The organism is Tropicimonas omnivorans (assembly GCF_031846565.1).
Classification (GTDB): Bacteria; Pseudomonadota; Alphaproteobacteria; order Rhodobacterales; family Rhodobacteraceae; genus Tropicimonas_B; species Tropicimonas_B omnivorans.
The window spans coordinates 862,110-879,760 of record NZ_JAVRHL010000003.1 but is presented as its reverse complement, the minus strand read 5'-3'; the positions used below and the strand labels follow the sequence as shown (position 1 = coordinate 879,760).

The 17,651-nt window shown below is 66.9% G+C and carries 17 protein-coding genes; 5 read left to right on the top strand and 12 right to left on the bottom strand.

Going from position 1 to position 17,651, the window contains the following annotated elements:
• Nucleotides 1–26: 26 nt before the first annotated feature.
• From RM543_RS14805 to RM543_RS14790, 4 genes are all read right to left on the bottom strand, one after another.
• The gene (locus RM543_RS14805; protein WP_311692971.1) at nucleotides 27–1,313 is read right to left on the bottom strand and encodes an O-acetylhomoserine aminocarboxypropyltransferase/cysteine synthase family protein; all 1,287 of its coding nucleotides are present in this window, start codon (nucleotides 1,311–1,313) and stop codon (nucleotides 27–29) included.
• Between the two features lie 100 nt (nucleotides 1,314–1,413).
• Entirely contained in the window at nucleotides 1,414–1,776 is a 363-nt protein-coding gene (locus RM543_RS14800; protein ID WP_311692969.1) for a hypothetical protein, read from the bottom strand.
• A gap of 5 nt (nucleotides 1,777–1,781) precedes the next feature.
• Nucleotides 1,782–2,210, bottom strand: coding sequence for a DUF6973 domain-containing protein (locus tag RM543_RS14795; RefSeq protein WP_311692967.1), 429 nt, complete (start codon nucleotides 2,208–2,210; stop codon nucleotides 1,782–1,784).
• A 354-nt stretch (nucleotides 2,211–2,564) separates the two neighbouring features.
• A complete protein-coding gene (locus RM543_RS14790; RefSeq protein WP_311692965.1) occupies nucleotides 2,565–2,708 on the bottom strand; it encodes a hypothetical protein in 144 nt (47 codons plus the stop codon).
• A 398-nt stretch (nucleotides 2,709–3,106) separates the two neighbouring features.
• Here RM543_RS14790 and RM543_RS14785 point away from each other — a divergent pair, with 398 nt between their 5' ends.
• Complete coding sequence (locus RM543_RS14785) at nucleotides 3,107–7,057, top strand: Hint domain-containing protein (RefSeq protein ID WP_311692964.1); 3,951 nt, start codon at nucleotides 3,107–3,109, stop codon at nucleotides 7,055–7,057.
• A gap of 122 nt (nucleotides 7,058–7,179) precedes the next feature.
• Here RM543_RS14785 and RM543_RS14780 read toward each other — a convergent pair whose 3' ends face one another.
• Genes RM543_RS14780 through RM543_RS14765 form a run of 4 tightly spaced genes read right to left on the bottom strand, consistent with a single transcriptional unit; the run spans nucleotide 7,180 to nucleotide 10,391 of the window.
• Nucleotides 7,180–7,797: a nucleotidyltransferase family protein gene (locus tag RM543_RS14780; RefSeq protein ID WP_311692963.1), complete on the bottom strand. Its 618-nt coding sequence runs from the start codon at nucleotides 7,795–7,797 to the stop codon at nucleotides 7,180–7,182.
• Nucleotides 7,794–8,738 (bottom strand): tyrosine recombinase, encoded by a 945-nt coding sequence (locus RM543_RS14775; protein WP_311692961.1) that lies wholly within the window; start codon nucleotides 8,736–8,738, stop codon nucleotides 7,794–7,796. Before RM543_RS14775 ends, RM543_RS14780 begins: the two co-directional genes overlap by 4 nt.
• Nucleotides 8,735–10,267 (bottom strand): hypothetical protein, encoded by a 1,533-nt coding sequence (locus RM543_RS14770; protein ID WP_311692959.1) that lies wholly within the window; start codon nucleotides 10,265–10,267, stop codon nucleotides 8,735–8,737. Before RM543_RS14770 ends, RM543_RS14775 begins: the two co-directional genes overlap by 4 nt.
• Nucleotides 10,257–10,391: a hypothetical protein gene (locus tag RM543_RS14765; protein ID WP_311692957.1), complete on the bottom strand. Its 135-nt coding sequence runs from the start codon at nucleotides 10,389–10,391 to the stop codon at nucleotides 10,257–10,259. The genes RM543_RS14770 and RM543_RS14765 overlap by 11 nt, the downstream gene beginning before the upstream one ends.
• Between RM543_RS14765 and RM543_RS14760 the strand changes: the two genes are divergently transcribed.
• Nucleotides 10,342–11,085 carry a shikimate kinase gene (locus RM543_RS14760; RefSeq protein WP_311692955.1) on the top strand — a complete coding sequence of 248 codons (744 nt, stop codon included), beginning with the start codon at nucleotides 10,342–10,344 and terminating at the stop codon, nucleotides 11,083–11,085. The genes RM543_RS14765 and RM543_RS14760 overlap by 50 nt on opposite strands.
• Nucleotides 11,078–12,184, top strand: coding sequence for a 3-dehydroquinate synthase (aroB, locus tag RM543_RS14755; protein WP_311692953.1), 1,107 nt, complete (start codon nucleotides 11,078–11,080; stop codon nucleotides 12,182–12,184). The genes RM543_RS14760 and aroB overlap by 8 nt, the downstream gene beginning before the upstream one ends.
• Here the strand turns inward: aroB and RM543_RS14750 are convergent.
• A complete protein-coding gene (locus RM543_RS14750) occupies nucleotides 12,181–12,579 on the bottom strand; it encodes a DoxX family protein (protein ID WP_311692951.1) in 399 nt (132 codons plus the stop codon). The two genes, aroB and RM543_RS14750, sit on opposite strands and share 4 nt — an antisense overlap.
• A 129-nt stretch (nucleotides 12,580–12,708) precedes the next feature.
• The gene (gene ssb / locus RM543_RS14745; RefSeq protein WP_311692949.1) at nucleotides 12,709–13,245 is read right to left on the bottom strand and encodes a single-stranded DNA-binding protein; all 537 of its coding nucleotides are present in this window, start codon (nucleotides 13,243–13,245) and stop codon (nucleotides 12,709–12,711) included.
• Between the two features lie 206 nt (nucleotides 13,246–13,451).
• Between ssb and RM543_RS14740 the strand changes: the two genes are divergently transcribed.
• Nucleotides 13,452–14,042, top strand: a complete 591-nt coding sequence (locus RM543_RS14740) for a lytic transglycosylase domain-containing protein (protein ID WP_311692947.1) — start codon at nucleotides 13,452–13,454, stop codon at nucleotides 14,040–14,042.
• 314 nt (nucleotides 14,043–14,356) lie between these two features.
• On the top strand, nucleotides 14,357–15,676 hold the full coding sequence (locus RM543_RS14735; protein WP_311692945.1) for a DEAD/DEAH box helicase: 1,320 nt from the start codon (nucleotides 14,357–14,359) through the stop codon (nucleotides 15,674–15,676).
• A gap of 76 nt (nucleotides 15,677–15,752) precedes the next feature.
• On the opposite strand, the gene RM543_RS14730 is transcribed toward RM543_RS14735, so the two are convergent.
• Complete coding sequence (locus tag RM543_RS14730) at nucleotides 15,753–16,643, bottom strand: DUF1206 domain-containing protein (protein ID WP_311692943.1); 891 nt, start codon at nucleotides 16,641–16,643, stop codon at nucleotides 15,753–15,755.
• Nucleotides 16,644–16,732: 89 nt separating this feature from the next.
• Nucleotides 16,733–17,590 (bottom strand): helix-turn-helix transcriptional regulator, encoded by an 858-nt coding sequence (locus RM543_RS14725; RefSeq protein ID WP_311692941.1) that lies wholly within the window; start codon nucleotides 17,588–17,590, stop codon nucleotides 16,733–16,735.
• Nucleotides 17,591–17,651 lie beyond the last annotated feature (61 nt).

Sequence of the window (17,651 nt, the reverse complement as noted above, 5' to 3'; positions counted from 1 at the left end):
GGGGCAATCGGTCAGGGTGTTGGCGGTCAGGAGGTGGCGGCGGTCAGCGCCTGGTCCAGATCGGCGATGATGTCCTCCGCCTCTTCGATGCCGATCGAGAGGCGCACGACGTTCGGCTCGGCGCCGGCCTTTACCTGCTGTTCCGCCTCGAGCTGGCGGTGCGTCGTGGAGGCGGGGTGGATGATCAGGCTGCGCGTGTCCCCGAGGTTGGCGACATGGCTGAGCAGCTTGAGACTGTCGACCAGCTTCACGCAGGCGTCGTAGCCACCCTTTACCGCAACGGTGAACAGCGCCCCGGCGCCCTTCGGCACGACGGTCTTGGCGCGTTCGTAATAGGGAGAGGATTCAAGGCCGGCATAGGTCACCTGCTCGATCCGCGGATCCTTCTCCAGCCACTCCGCGACCTGCCTGGCGTTCTTCACGTGCCGTTCCATCCTGAGCCCCAGGGTCTCGATCCCCATCAGCGTGTAATGGGCGCCCTGCGGGTTCATCGTCATGCCCAGATCGCGCAGGCCGATGGCGATGGAGTGGAAGGTGAAGGCCATTTCGCCGAGCGAGGCGAAGGTCAGACCGTGATAGGCGGGCTCGGGCTGCGAGAGGGACGGGAACTTGTCGTTCCGGCTCCAGTCGAACTTGCCCGAATCGACCACGATCCCGCCCGTGACGGTGCCATTGCCCGTCAGGTACTTCGTGGCCGAATGCACCACGAGCGTCGCGCCGTGCTCGATCGGCTTGCAGAGCCACGGCGTCGCGGTGGTGTTGTCGACGATGAGCGGCAGGCCGTTGCGGTCCGCGATCTCGGCCAGCGCGGCGATGTCGGTCACGTAGCCGCCGGGGTTTGCGATGGTTTCGCAGAAGATCGCGCGGGTATTCTCGTCGATCGCGGCTTCGACGGCGTCCAGATCGTCGGTGTCGACGAAGCTGGCGGACCAGCCGAAGCGGCGGATCGTCTGGCTGAACTGGGTGATCGTCCCGCCATAGAGTCGCGAGGAGGAGACGATGTTGCAGCCCGGTCCCATCAGCGGGAAGAGCGCCATGATCTGCGCCGCATGGCCGGAGGAGCAGGCGATGCCGCCGGCCCCGCCTTCGAGCGCGACGACGCGATTGGCCAGCGCCATGACCGTCGGGTTCGTCAGGCGCGAGTAGATGAAGCCGACCTCTTCGAGGTTGAACAGCCGCGCGGCGTGATCGGCGTCTTTGAAGACGTAGGAGGTGCTCTGGTAGATCGGGATCTGGCGTGCGCCGGTGGCCGGGTCCGGCTCGGCGCCGGCATGAACCGCGAGCGTGTCGAAACCGAGGGGTTTGTCGGTCATGGGATGGGTCCTCCTGAAGTGCGCTCGGACCGTAGGGCAGGGCGCGCCCGGTTGGAAGCCGGTTCGGTGACGGTGCGGCGCGGTGACGGTGCGGCGGGGGCTACCGCCGGGGGAGTTGCGGGATCGCCGTCACGGAGGTCACCCGGCCCTTCTTCACCCGCATGGCGAGGAGGTAGCCTCTCCCGTAAGGAGAGGAGACGGTAGCCGGGCCGACGAGCCAGCCGAGGTTCTCGTCCCGGTCGTAATATGCCGTCGGCTCTCCCAGAAGCGCGACGACATCCTCCCGCGTCATCCCGACCACATCGTGATCGGCGAGAAACTCGTGCACCATCGTGCCGCGCGTCTCCGTCCCCGCGGCCTCCCACCGATCCGGCGAGAAGGGTTCCGTGCCGAGCACGGACCAGTCGGCCCCCGTACCGGCGCCGCAATCGGACAGCATCGAGATCAGGATACCGAGCGCCATCGCCTTCACGGAGCGGTCTGGAGCTTGCCCGCGTTCAGCGCGGAATAGCAGGCGTTCGACAGCTGCGAATTGCTGTCGGGAAAGCCGGTCCAGTCCGGCAGGATGTTGCGCAGGTCCCCGCCGCCGATGGTCAGACCGATGGAATTGTTGTGCAGGTCCATCCGGGACTCCGAGGGGTGCGGGCTGCCGTATTCATGGGCCGAGGTATATTGCCACGCCCTGAGATAGCCCATCTCCCGGGCCAGGTACGCCGACCAGAAGCAGTGGCGGAACGCGTCTGAGTTGTCATTCCGCCCGTTGTAGCCGAACCGCGCCGTGGTCTCGTTGTAGGCGATGTCCTTGCTTCGGTAGATCGTGGGGGCGAGGTGAGGGTTCATGGCCAGAAAGGCCTTCTCGGCGACCGTCAGATCGCTCCACTGTTCGTAAAGACCCATGGCAAACCGTTCCAGTCAGACGTCATGCACACGCTTTGGGAAGAGTATGCCGGTACGCCTCTCGTCTGGCAATCGTGTCGGGGATGATTCGCGAAAGCGGCGCGCGGCGCGCAAAGAATGTGAACAATTGAGCATCAGCTTGGCGATTGATGAACGGCTGACTGGACGCGCTTCGCTCGTGACCTGTCTTTTCGGATAGGTCCCGGAAACTTTGTGACGCCTTGTTTTAACCATGTTTTACGATTTGCCGTATTGCGTTGGACCGGAGCACTTCTCGCCGTCTGGTAGACCATGGCTTCGCGTAGACACTTATAAAAGAATGTATTTTTGCAATAATTGCACAGAGGGCAACGTTTACGTATCGGAAACGTTCGTCTCAAGGATGCGGTAAAGTGTCCCGATCGCCGCCTTCTTGCCGTCCCAATTGGGCTCCGCTCGCGCCATGATTGCGCCACTTTTCACTTTCGATTTCGGCAGCTTGGCGCGTATATCGGTCATGCCCGACTGGGGGGCGAAGTTTGCTGGCTGCGGGGGCGGCCGCACTCGAACCGCGGTGCGACGCATCGCGGGGGGTTTGGGAAGTGTGTAGCTCGCGTGTATCGAGCGCCTTGCATGACGGGGGCTTCGGCCTTCCTCCGCAGGTTCCTGCAAATCGCCTGGCGTGTATCTGCCGGCGTCCCACCCCCCCGCGCCGCGCGCTCAGCGATCCGTGTGCCGGCCGCATTCGCGCGGTGCTTCGCCCCCCTGAGGGTTCGAGACATGCCCGGGGCCGAAACGTGCCATGATGCTATCATTTTTTGGAAGTCTGTTCGTTCCCGACGGACCGATCGGTCCCTGTGACGTAACCGTGCCGGGCGCCGCCCTGTGCCAGCCCACGTGAGTTTGAGGAGGCGGACATGACCTATTCATCCGGCGACACCACCTACAGGATCGTCTTCGAAAGCCTCCACAAGGGGGATCTCGTCTCGAACCAGTACGAAGAGTACGGGGTTCGCATCAGTTCGGCCGATCCGAACCATCCTCCCATGATCTTCGACACGGCGCATCCGACCGGCGGCGACTACGATCTCGGAACGCACTACCAGGGCAAGGCCCTCATCCTTTCGGAAGACGGCGACAGCTCCGATCCGGACGACAATGCCGGCGGCGGCACCATCGCGCTCGACTTCGCGTCTCCCTCCGAGGTCAACAGCTTCCGGGTGATCGACACCGAGGAAGGCGGCACGGTGAAATTCTTCGCCGCCGACGGCAGCCTCATCAGGTCGGCGGAGCTGCCGCATACCGGCAATGGCGGCATCTGCGAGGTCAATTTCGGTGTCGAGGACGTCTCCCGCATGGAGATTACCCTGAACGGCTCCGGTGCCATCGACGATGTCTGCTACACAATCGGCGATACCGAGTTCGACGACACGCCGGGTGGCCCCTCGGACAGCCTCGACGGCTATGTCGAGGGCACCGCCGGCGACGACCTGATCAACGAGAACTACACCGGCGACCCCGAGGGCGACCGCATCGACAACGGCGATGCCATCCTTCCCGGCGAGGGCCCGAACGACGATATCGTCTATGCCGGCGGCGGATCAGACACCGTTTACGGCGGTCAGGGCGACGACGAGATCTACGGCGACAGTGTCGCCCCCGGAACCGACACCGCAGGCGGCCCCACGGGCGGCACGGCGGAATCCTTCGAATGGAGCAAGCTGCCGGACACCGACCGTTATGGTCACGGAACCGTCGACGACGGGGAGCATATCGACGGCCACACCTTTGCGCAGGACACCGGCTCCGTCACCGTCACGGCCAAGGTTCCGCACGCTGGCTGGGGCCGCGCCGAAAGCCAGTTCGATGATGACGGTATCTTCGTCACCGGCGACGCAAACCCCAACTCCGCCCTTCAGTCGATGGCCGAGAGAGGTGAATGCGCGAAGTACGAGTTCGGCTTCTCCGAGGCGGTCACGGGCGTGTCCTTCACCGTCACCGATATCGACGTGAACAAGGGCAGCGTCACGATCAACGCCTACGACGCGGACGGCAAGCCGGTCGATATCGACTTCACCCCCGGTGACGAGCTGCTCCGGGACGGGAACACCTTCACAGCGGACAGCACCGATAACGACACCCAGACGGACCCCGATGCTTCCGTCACCGTGAACATCACCGGGCCGGTCAGCCGGATCGAGGTGATCCACGACAACGTCGGCTCTGGCACCTCGGGCATCTTCATCTCGGATGTGGCCTTCACGGCGGGGGCGGAGTTCCTGCCCGCCGGCCCCGGAGAGCCGGGCGACGACCGCCTCTTCGGCGGAGACGGCGATGACGTCATCTACGGCGAGGACGGCAACGACACGATCGACGGCGGCACGGGCGACGACACGCTCTACGGCGGAGAGGGTGACGACATCATCCGTGGCGGCGACGGCTCCGACCATATCGAGGGCGGCGCCGGGAACGACCGGATCAGCGGCGGCGATGGCGGCGATTTCATCGACGGCGGCGACGGCGACGATTACATCGAAGGCGGCGAAGATGCCGACGTGATCCAGGGCGGTGCCGGCAACGACACAATCCTCGGCCAGGGCGGCGACGACGAGATCGACGGCGGCGACGGCGACGACACGATCATCGGCGGTCGGGACAACGACATCATCCGCGGCGGCGCCGGCAACGACAAGATCGACGGGAAATCCGGCGACGACACGCTCTACGGCGGCAGCGGCGATGACGAGATCATCGGCGGCGGTGGCAATGACGTGATCTACGGCGAGGACGGCAACGACACGATCACCGGCGGAAACAACGTCGACATCATCGATGGCGGGGCTGGCGACGACACGATCCATGGCGGCGCCATGGGCGACAAGATCACCGGGGGCGACGGCAACGACACCGTTTTTGGCGGCAATGGCGACGATTACATCGACACCTCCGCTCCCCTGAGTTCGAAGCCCCTCCCGGACCGGGGATATCCGGGCCTGTTCCCGTCCGATCCCGACCCCGACAATGACAAGGATTACGTCGAAGGCGGTGCCGGGAACGACACGATCATCACCGGCGACGATGATGACGTGATCTTCGGCGGCACCGGCGACGACACGATCAATGCCGGCCTCGACGACGACTATGTCGACGGCGGCGAGGGCAACGACACCATCATCGCCGGCGAAGGCTCCGACGAGGTCTATGGCGGTGCCGGTGACGACACGATCTACGGTGGGCTCGGCCCGTCCGTGCCCTTCGACCAGCTCAACGTCCGCGACGATCAGGGCGACAAGGTCACCGACAACGGCAAGGATGTCATTCACGGCGGCGACGGCAACGACAGGATCTTCGGCGAGGACGATGCCGACGAGCTCTACGGCGACGCCGGCGATGACTATATCGATGGCGGGATCGACGACGACTATATCGACGGCGGCGATGGCAACGACACGCTCCTCGGTGGCCAGGGCGACGATACCATTCGCGGCGGTGCCGGCGACGACACCATCTTCGGCGGCGATGGCAACGACACCATCCATGGCAACGAGGGCAACGACACCATCGATGGCGGCGCCGGTGATGATTACATCGCGGGCAATCAGGACGACGACACCATCGAGGGCGGCTCCGGCAACGACGTGATCTACGGCCAAGGCGGCAATGATCGTCTGTCGGGAGGTGACGGCGACGACTGGATCCAGGGCGGTCGCGACGACGACTACATCGACGGCGGCGCCGGGAACGACACGCTGCTCGGTGGCGCCGGGGCCGACGAGATCCATGGCGGTGACGGTGACGACATCATCGACGGCCAGGGCGGCAATGATGTCATCTACGGCGAAGGCGGCAACGACACGATCAACGGCGCCAACAACGAAGACACCATCTATGGCGGCGACGGGGACGACACGATCCACGCCGGTGCCAGTGACGACATCGTCTACGGCGGCGCCGACAACGATACGATCTATGGCGAGAACGGCGACGACGAGCTTTACGGCGAAGACGGCGATGACGCCATCGACGGCGGAAAGGGCAACGATACGATCACCGGCGGTGCCGGCGCGGATCGCCTCTCCGGCGGCGACGACAGGGATACCTTCTTCGGCGGCAATGGCGGTGACTTCGTAGATGGCGGCGCGGGCGGCGACGACTTCGACACGCTGGACCTGACCGGCTCCGACGTGGACTTCATCACCTACACGTCCGACGACCGGGAGGACGGGACCGTCACGTTCAAGGACGGCTCCTCGATGAAGTTCGAGGAGATCGAGAACGTCATTCCCTGCTTCACGCCCGGCACGCTGATCGCGACGCCGCAGGGCGAGCGCCCTGTCGAGGAGCTTCGCGTCGGCGACAAGGTCATCACGCGGGACAACGGCATTCAGGAGATCGCCTGGGCCGGCCGCAAGAATGTGGACCTCGCCGGTTTCGAGGCCGATCCGTCGCTTCGTCCGGTGCTGATCCGGGCCGGCAGTCTCGGCCACGGTCTGCCGGAGCGGGACATGCTCGTCAGCCCGAACCACAGGATGCTGATCGCCAACGAGATGACCTCGCTCTACTTCGAGGAGCACGAGGTTCTCGTCGCCGCGAAGCACCTCGTCGGTGCGCCCGGCATCGCCAAGGCGGACTCTCTCGGCACGAGCTACATTCACTTCATGTTCGAGCAGCACGAGGTCGTGCTGTCGGATGGAACATGGACGGAGAGCTTCCAGCCGGGAGATTACACGCTCAAGGGCATCGACGAAGCCCAGCGGGCGGAGATCTTCGCGATCTTCCCCGACCTGAAGACCTCTGCGGGACGGACGGATTACGCGGCGGCGCGCAAGATCCTGAAAAAGCGGGAAGCAAGCCTTCTCGTCATGTGATGTGAGCGCGTCCGCGCGGCCGCCTCGCGCGGCCGGGTGCGATCTCGACAACGAAAAAGGGCGGTCCCGACGGTTCGGGGCCGCCCTTGTTTCGGCGCTGTGCCGGATCGCGGCGACGCCCCTTACCGGCCGGTTTCCCTGCGCCACGCTGCCCAGTCCTCCGGCGTGTCGAGATCACGTAGCGCGCGGCGGCCGGGCAGGTGGACGAGGTGGAGGCGCTTGCCGGCCGCGGATACCGCCGCGCGCCCGCCATCATCGCCGGAAAGCCGCAATAGCTCCGGGATCAGCGACGCGTCGAAGAGGATCGGATGGCCGGGCTCCCCGTCTTCCGTGACCCCGCGCCAGACGAGGGCGTCCGGCGCCTCGCCGGGTGCCGAGAGGACCGCTGCGATATCCTCCCGCCCGATTTCCGGCATGTCCCCCAAGAGGATGAGCAGGCGGGGCAGGGAGGCGAAGGCGGCCGCGCCCGTCCGGATCGTCGCGCCAATTCCCTCCGCATGGTCCGGAACCTCCATGCGCGCCACGTCCAGCCCGTCCAGCACCGCGGCGCGAGGATGATCAAGGCCGGGCAGCAGGACCGTGACCGGGCCCGACCCGGTTGCCCTCGACGCGGCCAATGCCTCCGTTGCGGTCCGGCGCAGGAGAGGGACACCGTCCACCGGTTCGATCAGCTTGTCCCGCCCGGCCATGCGGCGAGAGGCTCCGGCCGCGAGAATGAGGAGCGGGACACCTCTGCTCATGCGCCCTTCGCGAGGGGGTGATGCGTCGTCACCAGCTCCCTGAGCCGTTCGTCGAGAACGTGGGTATAGATCTCGGTCGTGGAGATGTCGGCATGGCCAAGGAGCGTCTGGATCGCACGAAGATCCGCGCCACCGGCGAGCAAGTGGGTTGCGAAGGCGTGGCGCATGGTATGCGGCGTGACCTTTGCGGGGGAGACGCCCGCGGACACGGCAATCTCCTTGATGAGCGCATAGAAGCGATGGCGCGTCAGGTGCCCGGCCGAGCCCGAGGAGGCGAAAAGATAGCGGGATGCCGACGCGCCGCGCTCCGTCCTCGCCAGATCCTCGGCCGCGTCGCGATGGTGCAGCCAAACCAGAAGCGCCTCCCGTGCGGGAGGGGAAAGCGGGACGAGCCGCTCCTTCTCCCCCTTGCCGCGCACCAGCAGCATCCGCGGATCGCCTCGCGCCGCGCTCACGGGAAGAGAGACGAGCTCGGAGACACGCATTCCCGTCGCATAGAGAAGCTGCATCAGGCAGCCGTTCCGCGCGCGGTCGGCCGACGTGCGGCCCTGTTCGGCGGCGGCGGCGAGAAGCGCGTCCACCTCGGCATGGGTCAACGTCTTCGGAAGGCGCACCGTGCGGCCAGGCCCCTTGAGGCGAAGCGCCGGATTGTCCGCGCGCCATCCCTCGTCATAGGCGAAACGGTAGAGCTGCCGGATCGAGGAGAGGCGCCGTGCCCGTGTCGAGGTGGCCAGTCCCTGGGCGTCACAATGGACGAGGTAATCCTCAATCTCATCCCGCCCGAGGTCGGCGAGCGCATGGCCCTTGTTCCCAGCCCAGGAGGCGAAATCGTTCAGGTCATGGCCATAGGCGAGACACGTGTTGCGGGAGGCATCGAGCTCCGCAGCCTGCGCATCGAGAAAGGCGGAAATCCAGCCCGCCGCGCGGGCGGGCGCGCTCATGCCCCGCGCTCCAGCAGCATCAGTTCGAGGCCGATACGTCGCGCACGGTTCTCGAGACCGACATCCCGCAGGAACGCCAATGTGCCGGTGATCGTGCCGTAATCCGTGCCACGGCCCCTCGCGATGCGGCCTGCCGCGACCAGGAGCGCTTCGCCAAGTTTACCCTCGCTTCGCAGGCTCTCGAGAGTGGCGGGAAGGTCGGGGGCCGGATCCTCGGCGAACGCATCGGCGATGGCGGTCGCGAGCGGAGAGATAGCCGTGGCCGCGCCGGGCATGCCACGTGCGAGAGCGACGAGAAAGATCGCCTCGGCGCCGCTCGGTTCGGCCGAGGCGGCGATGCGCTCGTAGGACGGGGTCAGGAGGCCGATCCGAAGCGCCAGATCCGCGGCGCCGGGGGGCAGATCCATCTCTGCAAGGCGCGTTCCGTAAAGCGAGGCGAAGGCGTGATCCAGTCCGGCGGACCGCATGGTGTTCCAGGTGCCAGGCAAAAGCTCGGCCACGGGGCGGGGGCGCCCGTCTTCCATGGCCGCCTCGAACTCCTGCATCGCCGCCACGCGGTCCCAGACCCCGCCGGAAGCGGCCGCCTCCCGCTCGGCATAAAGCGTCGCGAGGTCCTGGGGGGAATAGACGCCGGCCCGCGTCAGCCGCTCGCCCGCCTCGACGCGGGTTCGCCAGGAATTCGGTCCGTGCAGGTCCGAATGGGCGAAGGCGACGGGTAGGGCGGGCCCGTGCAGCGGCTCCCCGATGGCCTCCCGCATCTTCAGATCGAGCGGGGTCGGATTCTCGATGGGCGGCATCGGCTCGGCGCCATCTGCGATCGCGGCATCGAGGAAGCGGGCGAGGAGCTCGTCCTCTTCGGGAGTGAGCTGTCCCAGCGCCTCGGCAGTCTCCAGCGTCAGGGCCGCCGCGGGCCAGTCGCCCGTGCGGGCGAGGCAGAAGACCCGGGCGGGAATCGAGGGGGCGATTCCGGGCGTGCGCCGCAGATCCGCGCAGGCGCGGTCCTCGTGCCCTGTCAGGAGGGCGACATCGAAGCCGCGGCGGAAGATCGCTGGCACGCCTGCGTCCGCCTTTCTCAGAAGCTGCCCCGCGGAGGACAGATCGCCGAGCGCGAGAAGCGCATCCACCCGCGCCAGAAGAAGGCGCCCGTCCGGGCCCGCGTCCTTCGGCGGGTCCACCTCCGCCGTCAGCAGAAGCTGATGCAGATCCCGAGCGGCGGGCAGGGCGGAGGCGGGAAAGCCGGACATGCGCCGCGCTAGCGCCTCCGTCGAGGACTTGCCCCAGAGATCCGCCGGCAGGCCCGTCTGGGAGCGCGGTACGAGCCCGATCGCGTCGGGCATCGGCATGTCCAGCGGCCGAACGGTCACCTCGGGAAAAGCCGCGCCGGACGAGACCGGCGGCTCATCCGGACGGGTCGGCTCGGCGAGGACGTCTGACAGCCAGTCGACGCCCGAAAGCGGCGCCTGAGCCGCTGCCGGAGCTGCAAGCCCGGTCAGGAGCGGGAGGCAGAGAAGGGCGCTTCTAGTCCACATCAAGGGTCACGGGCTCGGTCACGTCCTGCTGCTGCGGCGTCAGGTCACCGAAATAGGCAAAGCCCACCAGCCCGATGGCGCCGATCACCGCGAGGAAGAACAACAGCTTGATCAATCGCCACATTTTTCGCCCGTCCTTGCCTGTCCCTTGCCGCCTCTCCGGACGGACCGTGGAAACTTATATATGGCATCGACGGCGGTTTCACGCCATTCAGGGGCCAACACGACAATTTGCGCGGGATCGCGCCCGCAAAAGGGGAAGCACGATGCGCGCGCGCCTGAGGAAACCCGTCGCCCTCGTCGGCATGATGGGAGCGGGGAAGACCGCGGTCGGACAGGCCCTGGCCCGCCGCCTCGGCGTGCCGTTCGTGGACAGCGATTCGGAGATCGTGAAGGCGGCGAACATGTCGATTGCCGAGATCTTCGAGCGCGACGGCGAGCCCTTCTTCCGTCTGAAGGAGCGACAGGTCCTCCAGCGGCTGATCACCGGCGAGCCCGCGATACTCTCCACCGGCGGCGGCGCGTATCTGGGCGCGGAGAACCGCGACATCATCTCCCGCGACGGCGTTGCCGTCTGGCTGAAGGTGGATATCGCGACGCTCTGGTCCCGCGTGCGTCACAAGGACACGCGTCCGCTCCTGCGCACCGCCGATCCACGCGCCACGCTGGAGCGCATCGCGTCTGAGCGCGAGCCGGTCTATGCCCTGGCGGATCTCACCGCCGAGGCGGATCCGTCTTATTCGGTCGCCGATATGGCCGAGGAAGTGACGCGCATTCTCGCCACGCGGACCGACATTCTGGAGAGGACCCATGCCTGACGTCCATGTCCCCCTTGGATCCCGCGCCTACGACGTGCGCATAGGCCAGGGCCTGATCGCCCGCGCCGGCGAGGAAATCGCACCTCTACTGGCGCGACGCCGGGTGGCGGTCGTGACCGAGGAGAATGTGGCCGCGCTGCATCTGGGGCCGCTTCGCGACGGGCTGGAGGCGGCCGGGATCGATTGCGCGTCGCTTGTCCTGCCACCGGGCGAGGGCACGAAGTGCTGGTCCCAACTGGAGCGTGTCACGGAATGGCTGGTTGCCGAACGCGTCGAGCGCCGCGACGTCGTCCTGGCGCTCGGGGGCGGCGTGATCGGCGATCTTGCGGGATTCGCGGCGGCGATCCTGCGCCGGGGCGTGCGCCTCGTGCAGATTCCGACGAGTCTTCTGGCGCAGGTGGACAGCTCCGTCGGCGGCAAGACCGGCATCAATTCCCCCCTCGGGAAGAACCTCATCGGCGCCTTCCACCAGCCGAGCCTCGTGCTGGCGGACGTGGACGCGCTGGAGACGCTCCCGGAGCGGGATTTCATCGCGGGCTACGGCGAAGTGGTGAAATACGGGCTTCTGGGGGACGAAGGCTTCTTCGGCTGGCTCGAGGAGAACGGCCAGGCGCTGGCGCGCGGCGACGGGGCTGCCCGCGCGGAGGCGGTTCGGCGCTCCGTTCAGATGAAGGCGGATATCGTGGTGCGGGACGAAACCGAGCAGGGCGACCGCGCGCTCCTCAATCTCGGCCATACCTTTGGCCATGCGCTCGAGGCCGCGACGGGGTACTCGGACCGGCTGCTGCATGGTGAGGGCGTCGCGATCGGCTGCGCTCTGGCCTTCGACCTCTCGGCGCGCCTGAACCTCTGTCCGCAGGAGGAGCCGAGCCGGGTGCGCGCGCATCTCGACCGGATGGGAATGCGGATGCGTCTTTCGGACATCCCTGGCGACCTGCCGGACGCGGAGGGGCTTCTTGCCCTGATGGCTCAGGACAAGAAAGTTGTGGACGGCCGGCTGCGCTTCATCCTGGCCCGCGGGATAGGGGACGCTTTCGTTACGTCGGACGTGCCGCCGGATGCGGTGCGCGCCCTCCTCGAGGACGCGCTGGCCGCTTAGGCGAGGGTGGACTTGCTGCGCGCGGCGTCCACGCTCCAGACACCGGGGCCGGAGAACACGAAGTACAGGAACACGAAGCAGTAGAGGATCGCCGCGTCGCCGCCGTTGAGCGCCGGAAACGCGCTCTGCGGTGCATGGGCAATGAAGTACGCCGCGGCCATCAGGCCGGAGCAGATGAAGGCGACGGGGCGGGTGAACAGACCGATCAGAAGCAGGATGCCGCCCACCAGCTCGATCAGGCCGGCGATGCCGAACATGGAGAGAAGCGGGGGGTTCATGTCGCTGGCCGGGAAGTTCAGCAGTTTCTGGGTTCCGTGCGCCAGGAAGATGAGGGCGGACACGATGCGCAGGACGCTGAGCATCTTGGGGGCGTGGGCGGTAAGGGCGGTCGACATGAGATATCTGCTCCGATGCAGTGTTTCGTTGCGATCGAGGTACATCGAAGTGCGGCCGCCCCGCTATTGGCGCCCCGGCGCAGGACCCGTGCGCATTCGCGCAACCGGGCCCCGCGACGGAAAGCAATTCTAGAACGGGATCTCGTCGTCGAAATCGCTGCCGCCGGGACCGGAGGAGCCGCCGGTGCCGCGGTCGTCGTAACCGCCGCCGCCTCCGCCACCACCACCGTAGCCGCCGCCGCCGGATCCGCCGCCATAGTTGCCGCCGCCGGATCCGCCGCCATAGTTGCCGCCGCCGCCGCCGCCGCCTTCACCGCGGCCGTCGAGCATGGTGAGCGTCGAGGTGTAGGGCCGCAGCACCACCTCGGTCGAATAGCGATCGGCGCCGGACTGGTCCTGGTATTTCCGCGTCTCGAGCTGACCCTCGATATAGACCTTGGAGCCCTTGCGCAGATACTGCTCGGCGACGCGCGCCAGCGGCTCCGAGAAGATCGCCACGGAGTGCCATTCGGTCTTCTCGCGGCGCTCGCCCGTATTCTTGTCCTTCCAGGTGTCGGACGTCGCGATCCGCAGGTTGCAGACCTTTCCGCCGTTCTGGAAGGTCCTGACTTCCGGGTCCCGACCCAGATTTCCGATCAGGATGACCTTGTTCACCGATCCGGCCATGCGACCCTCCGATTTCGGGTGTTGTTGAATGCCGCCGGTTACACCACCTGCGGCCCGCCATGGAAAGTCAAAACCGGACGGGCAGGGCGCTCCTTGCTGCCGTCATCGCCGAGCGGATCCCCGCCTCCCCTTATCGCGGGGTGGCGAGCCATTGCCCGATCGTCTAGCATCGCGTCCAAACGACAGGGACAGTCAGGACAACCACAATGCAGCGGATCATTGCCGCGGCCCTCGCTGCCGCCTTCATCTTGCCGACCGGGGCGCTTGGGGACACCATCGTCTCCTCGAAGTCGCGCTCCAAGCAGTTCGCTGCGCAGACGCGGTTTCTCGATAATCGCGCCTCGGTCCAGTACCGCGCCTCCGTCGGCATCGCTCCGCCCTCCATCGTCGCTCCGTCCAAGTACAGCGAGGGGCCGAGCTATTCGGGACGGTACCAGGGACAGTTCGTCGAGGTCGCCCGCGGCGCCGCCCGAAAGTACAACGTGCCGGAGGACCTCTTTCTGCGCCTTGTACAGCAGGAAAGCGGCTGGAACTCGAACGCGCTCAGCCACAAGGGCGCCATCGGCCTTGCCCAGTTGATGCCGGGCACGGCGGCGAGGCTGCGAGTCGATCCGCACGATCCGCAGCAGAACCTCGAAGGCGGGGCACGCTACCTGCGCATGATGTACGACCGGTATCGCGACTGGCGCCTCGCGCTTGCCGCCTACAATGCCGGCCCCGGCGCGGTGGACAAGCACGGCGGCATTCCGCCCTACACCGAAACGAAGGTGTACGTCGTCAAGATCATGGGCAGCTGACGGCGCCGGCGGCCACTTCGCAGCGCCAGCGCCCGGCGACCCCCGGGCTTGACTTCGGACGGGCGAGAGGGCATCTCCCACGTCGTTCGCCAAGCATGGCCGCGTGAGACGTCCCCATCTTCGTGGGACGCCGGGCCGGCGGACGATTTGAGTTTCCGACATCACGCATTGGGGACACGCGCCGCCGCAGGCAGCTCCGGACAGACGGTCCGGCGCCGCGACTCGCGTCGGAGAACCCCATTCCGGGGCGGCCCTCGCCGCTCTGGTGCCGCGCCGGGCCGCAAAGGCCCCGAGCGCCGCGAAAGGACATTTTCTTGGATTTCGACATGCTGGGGCTCGACCCCCGTCTTCTGGATGCGCTGAAGCGCACCAACATCTCCGAGCCGACGCCGATTCAGGCCCAGGCCATTCCCCACGCGATGAACGGCCGCGACGTGCTCGGGCTCGCGCAGACCGGGACCGGCAAGACCGCCGCCTTCGGCCTGCCGCTCGTTCACGCGCTGATGACCACTCACGGTGGCCGCCCCACGCCGAAGCAGCCCAAATCGCTGATCCTCGCGCCGACGCGGGAGCTCGTCCGTCAGATCGCCGAGACGCTGTCGCACATGACGCAAGGCACCCAGATCCGGATCCAGACGATCACCGGCGGCGTCTCGCCGGGGCCGCAGATCCGCAAGATGGAGAAGGGCTGCGACGTCCTCGTCGCCACGCCCGGCCGTCTGATCGACCTTCTGGAGCAGGGCGCCGTGAACCTCGCCGGCACGCCGTTCCTCGTGCTGGACGAAGCTGACCAGATGCTGGATCTCGGCTTCATCCATGCCCTGCGCAAGATCGCCCGGCTCCTGCCCGAGGACCGGCAGACCATGCTCTTCTCGGCCACGATGCCGAAGCAGATGAACGAGCTGGCCAACACCTACCTGCGCAATCCCGTGCGCGTCGAGGTGTCTCCCCCGGGTCGTCCCGCTGACAAGATCGCGCAGTATATCCACTTCCTCGACCAGTCGGAGAAGCCCGCGCTGCTGGCCGATCTCCTGGACGAGCACCGCGATGAGCGCGCGCTCGTCTTCGCCCGCACCAAGCACGGCGCGGAGCGGCTCATGAAGGGCCTCGACAAGTCCGGTTTCGCGGCCGCGTCGATCCACGGCAACAAGAGCCAGGGTCAGCGTCTGCGGGCACTCGACGGGTTCCGCGACGGGGATATCCGCGTCCTGGTGGCGACCGACGTCGCCGCGCGCGGCCTCGACATTCCGGACGTGCGCCACGTCTACAACTATGACCTTCCGAACGTGGCGGACGCTTATGTCCACCGCATCGGCCGGACGGCACGCGCCGGAGCGTCCGGACGGGCGGTGGCGTTCTGCTCGCCCGAGGAGATCGACCTCCTGAGGGATATCGAGAAGACCACGAAGCTGCCGATCGAGGTTGCCGGCGGTGAGCGTCCGACTGGTCCCGCGCCCAAGAAGGCCGATGGCGGCGGTCGCGGTCGTCGCGGCGGCGGCGGCGGTGGCAAGCCCGGCGGTGGTGGCGGCGGTCGCGGTCAAGGCCAGGGCCAGGGCGCCAGGGGCAAGCCCGGCGTCACCGCGTCCAAGCCGAAGCGCAATCGCCGCCGGGGTCGGAGCAGCAACGCGGCCTGATCCTTCGGGGTAGACATGAAAAAGGGCGCGGGAGGCATATGCTCCCCGCGCCCTTTCTCGTTCGGTAGCCCAGTGGTCAGGTGTGCGCCTTCGCCTTCAACTCGGCCTGCCGTGCAAGCGAGGTGATGTTCGGGCCGGCCGCTTTCGGCACGATCCGGTAGGCGGCGTTCACGAAGCAGAAGAACGCGAAGCACAGAAGGCCGAGGGCCAGCGCCGTGACCAGGACCCGGCCATAAGCCTGCTGGGACAGCCAACCGAAGGCTGCTTCCATGCCGCCGGCCTCGCTGGGGTTGGCGGACATCGCGGCGTTGACCAGAAGGCCGCCGATCACCGTCACGACGACGCCCTGCGCCGCGACACCGGCCTTCAGCAGCCAGTTGTAATTCGTGGTGAACTTGTTGGCCATCAGGTGCTCGCGGTACTTCTCCTTCCACGCCTTGACGAGATAGTAGAGCCCGGCGCCGATGACGATCACGCCGCCGATGCCGACGATCCACCGGCCCGCGGGCGCTTCCATGATCTTGCCGACCCATTCGACGATGCTGGAGCCTCCGCCGCCGCTTCCGCTGCCAGAGCCGCTACCGCTGCCGGAGCCTCCACCCGTGCCACCGGTGAACAGGAGCGAAATCGCGACGAAGGCGAAGGCGAGGTGAATGACGCCGGTCACGATCATGCCCGTGCGGGCGATCATTCCCTTGCCGTCCGAGCCGTAATCCTCGAGGTCCCAGATGCAGTCGATCACGCGCCAGGCGGCGTAGCAGATCATGCCGATCGCGATCAGCGCGAGGACGATGCCGCCCCATGTCGTCGTCTCGAGCTGGGCCAGCGCCTCGCTCGTTCCCTGTGCGGTGCCACCGCGCCAGATGGCGTAGGCCGAATAGCCGCCGACGACCGTGTAGATCAGCCCGCGGCCGCTATAACCGGCCCGCATGACCGGAATGGCCCACGAGAAATCGTTGTGTGACATAGCGTCTGTCCTGCCCGTCGTTCAGAATTTTCTGGCGGACCAATGCGCGGGAAGCGGTTCACGTTCCCTTGAATGACGCGCGCCCGGGCTCACCAGTCAGGCGAGAGGGGCCGGGACCGGCTGCTTTCGCGGAATTCCGACGGGCCGATCCCGGCTCGGGCCCGGAAAGCGTCGGCGAAGTCGTCCCGGCTTCGGAAGCCCAACATGAGCGCGATGTGATCGGGCGGCAGGGCGGTCTGCGCCAGAAGCCGGCGGGCCTCGAAGGCGGTGCGGTCCGCCAGGATATCTTCCGCCGTGTGTCCGCAGGTCTCGAGGCAGGTTCGGGTCAGCTCGTCCGCGCTGACGCCGAGCTTCAGGGCGTAATCGGCGATGGTCTGGCCGGTATAGAGCTTGTCTTCGACAAGTGCGGTAAAGGCCCGGGCGAGGGCGGAGGCTTTTTGCCGAGCGCCGTCTCGCGCCTCACCGTGGTCCTTCATGATTTGCCGTTCCAGCCAGAGAGCGACGAGACTGCCGTGAAGCGCTATGGCGCGCTTCCGCTCCGGGCGATCGGCGTCGATCTCGCGCTGCAGGGCCTCGATCAGGCTCGTCATCTCGCCCTGCGCGCCGGCATCCCTAATCCTCAGATGATGCGGGGAAGCGGGCAGGGACGACAGATCTGCCCCGAAACGAAGTGCTGAGCCGAAGGTGGGCGCAGTGACCTCGATGCCGTGCATGGTGCGGGCCGGGATGTAGATCGCGTTATGGGCGCCGTAGCCCCGCGTCGTGCCGGCGACCGTGATCCGCCCTTGACCGCGCGTGACCCAGAGGAGCAGCGTCTCGCGACGGGAGCGCATCGCCTCGGACCGCCAGCGCCCGCCATGGGTCAGACGCTGGAGCGGAACCAGTCTCACCGCCTCCGGCGCTTCGGTGAGCGTCTTCGCGGACCTGCTGCTGAAGCCTTCGGGCATCGCATTCTTCCGGCGACCGGCCGCTTGACGTTACGGCCGATCGTTAGCCTGCATCCGAACG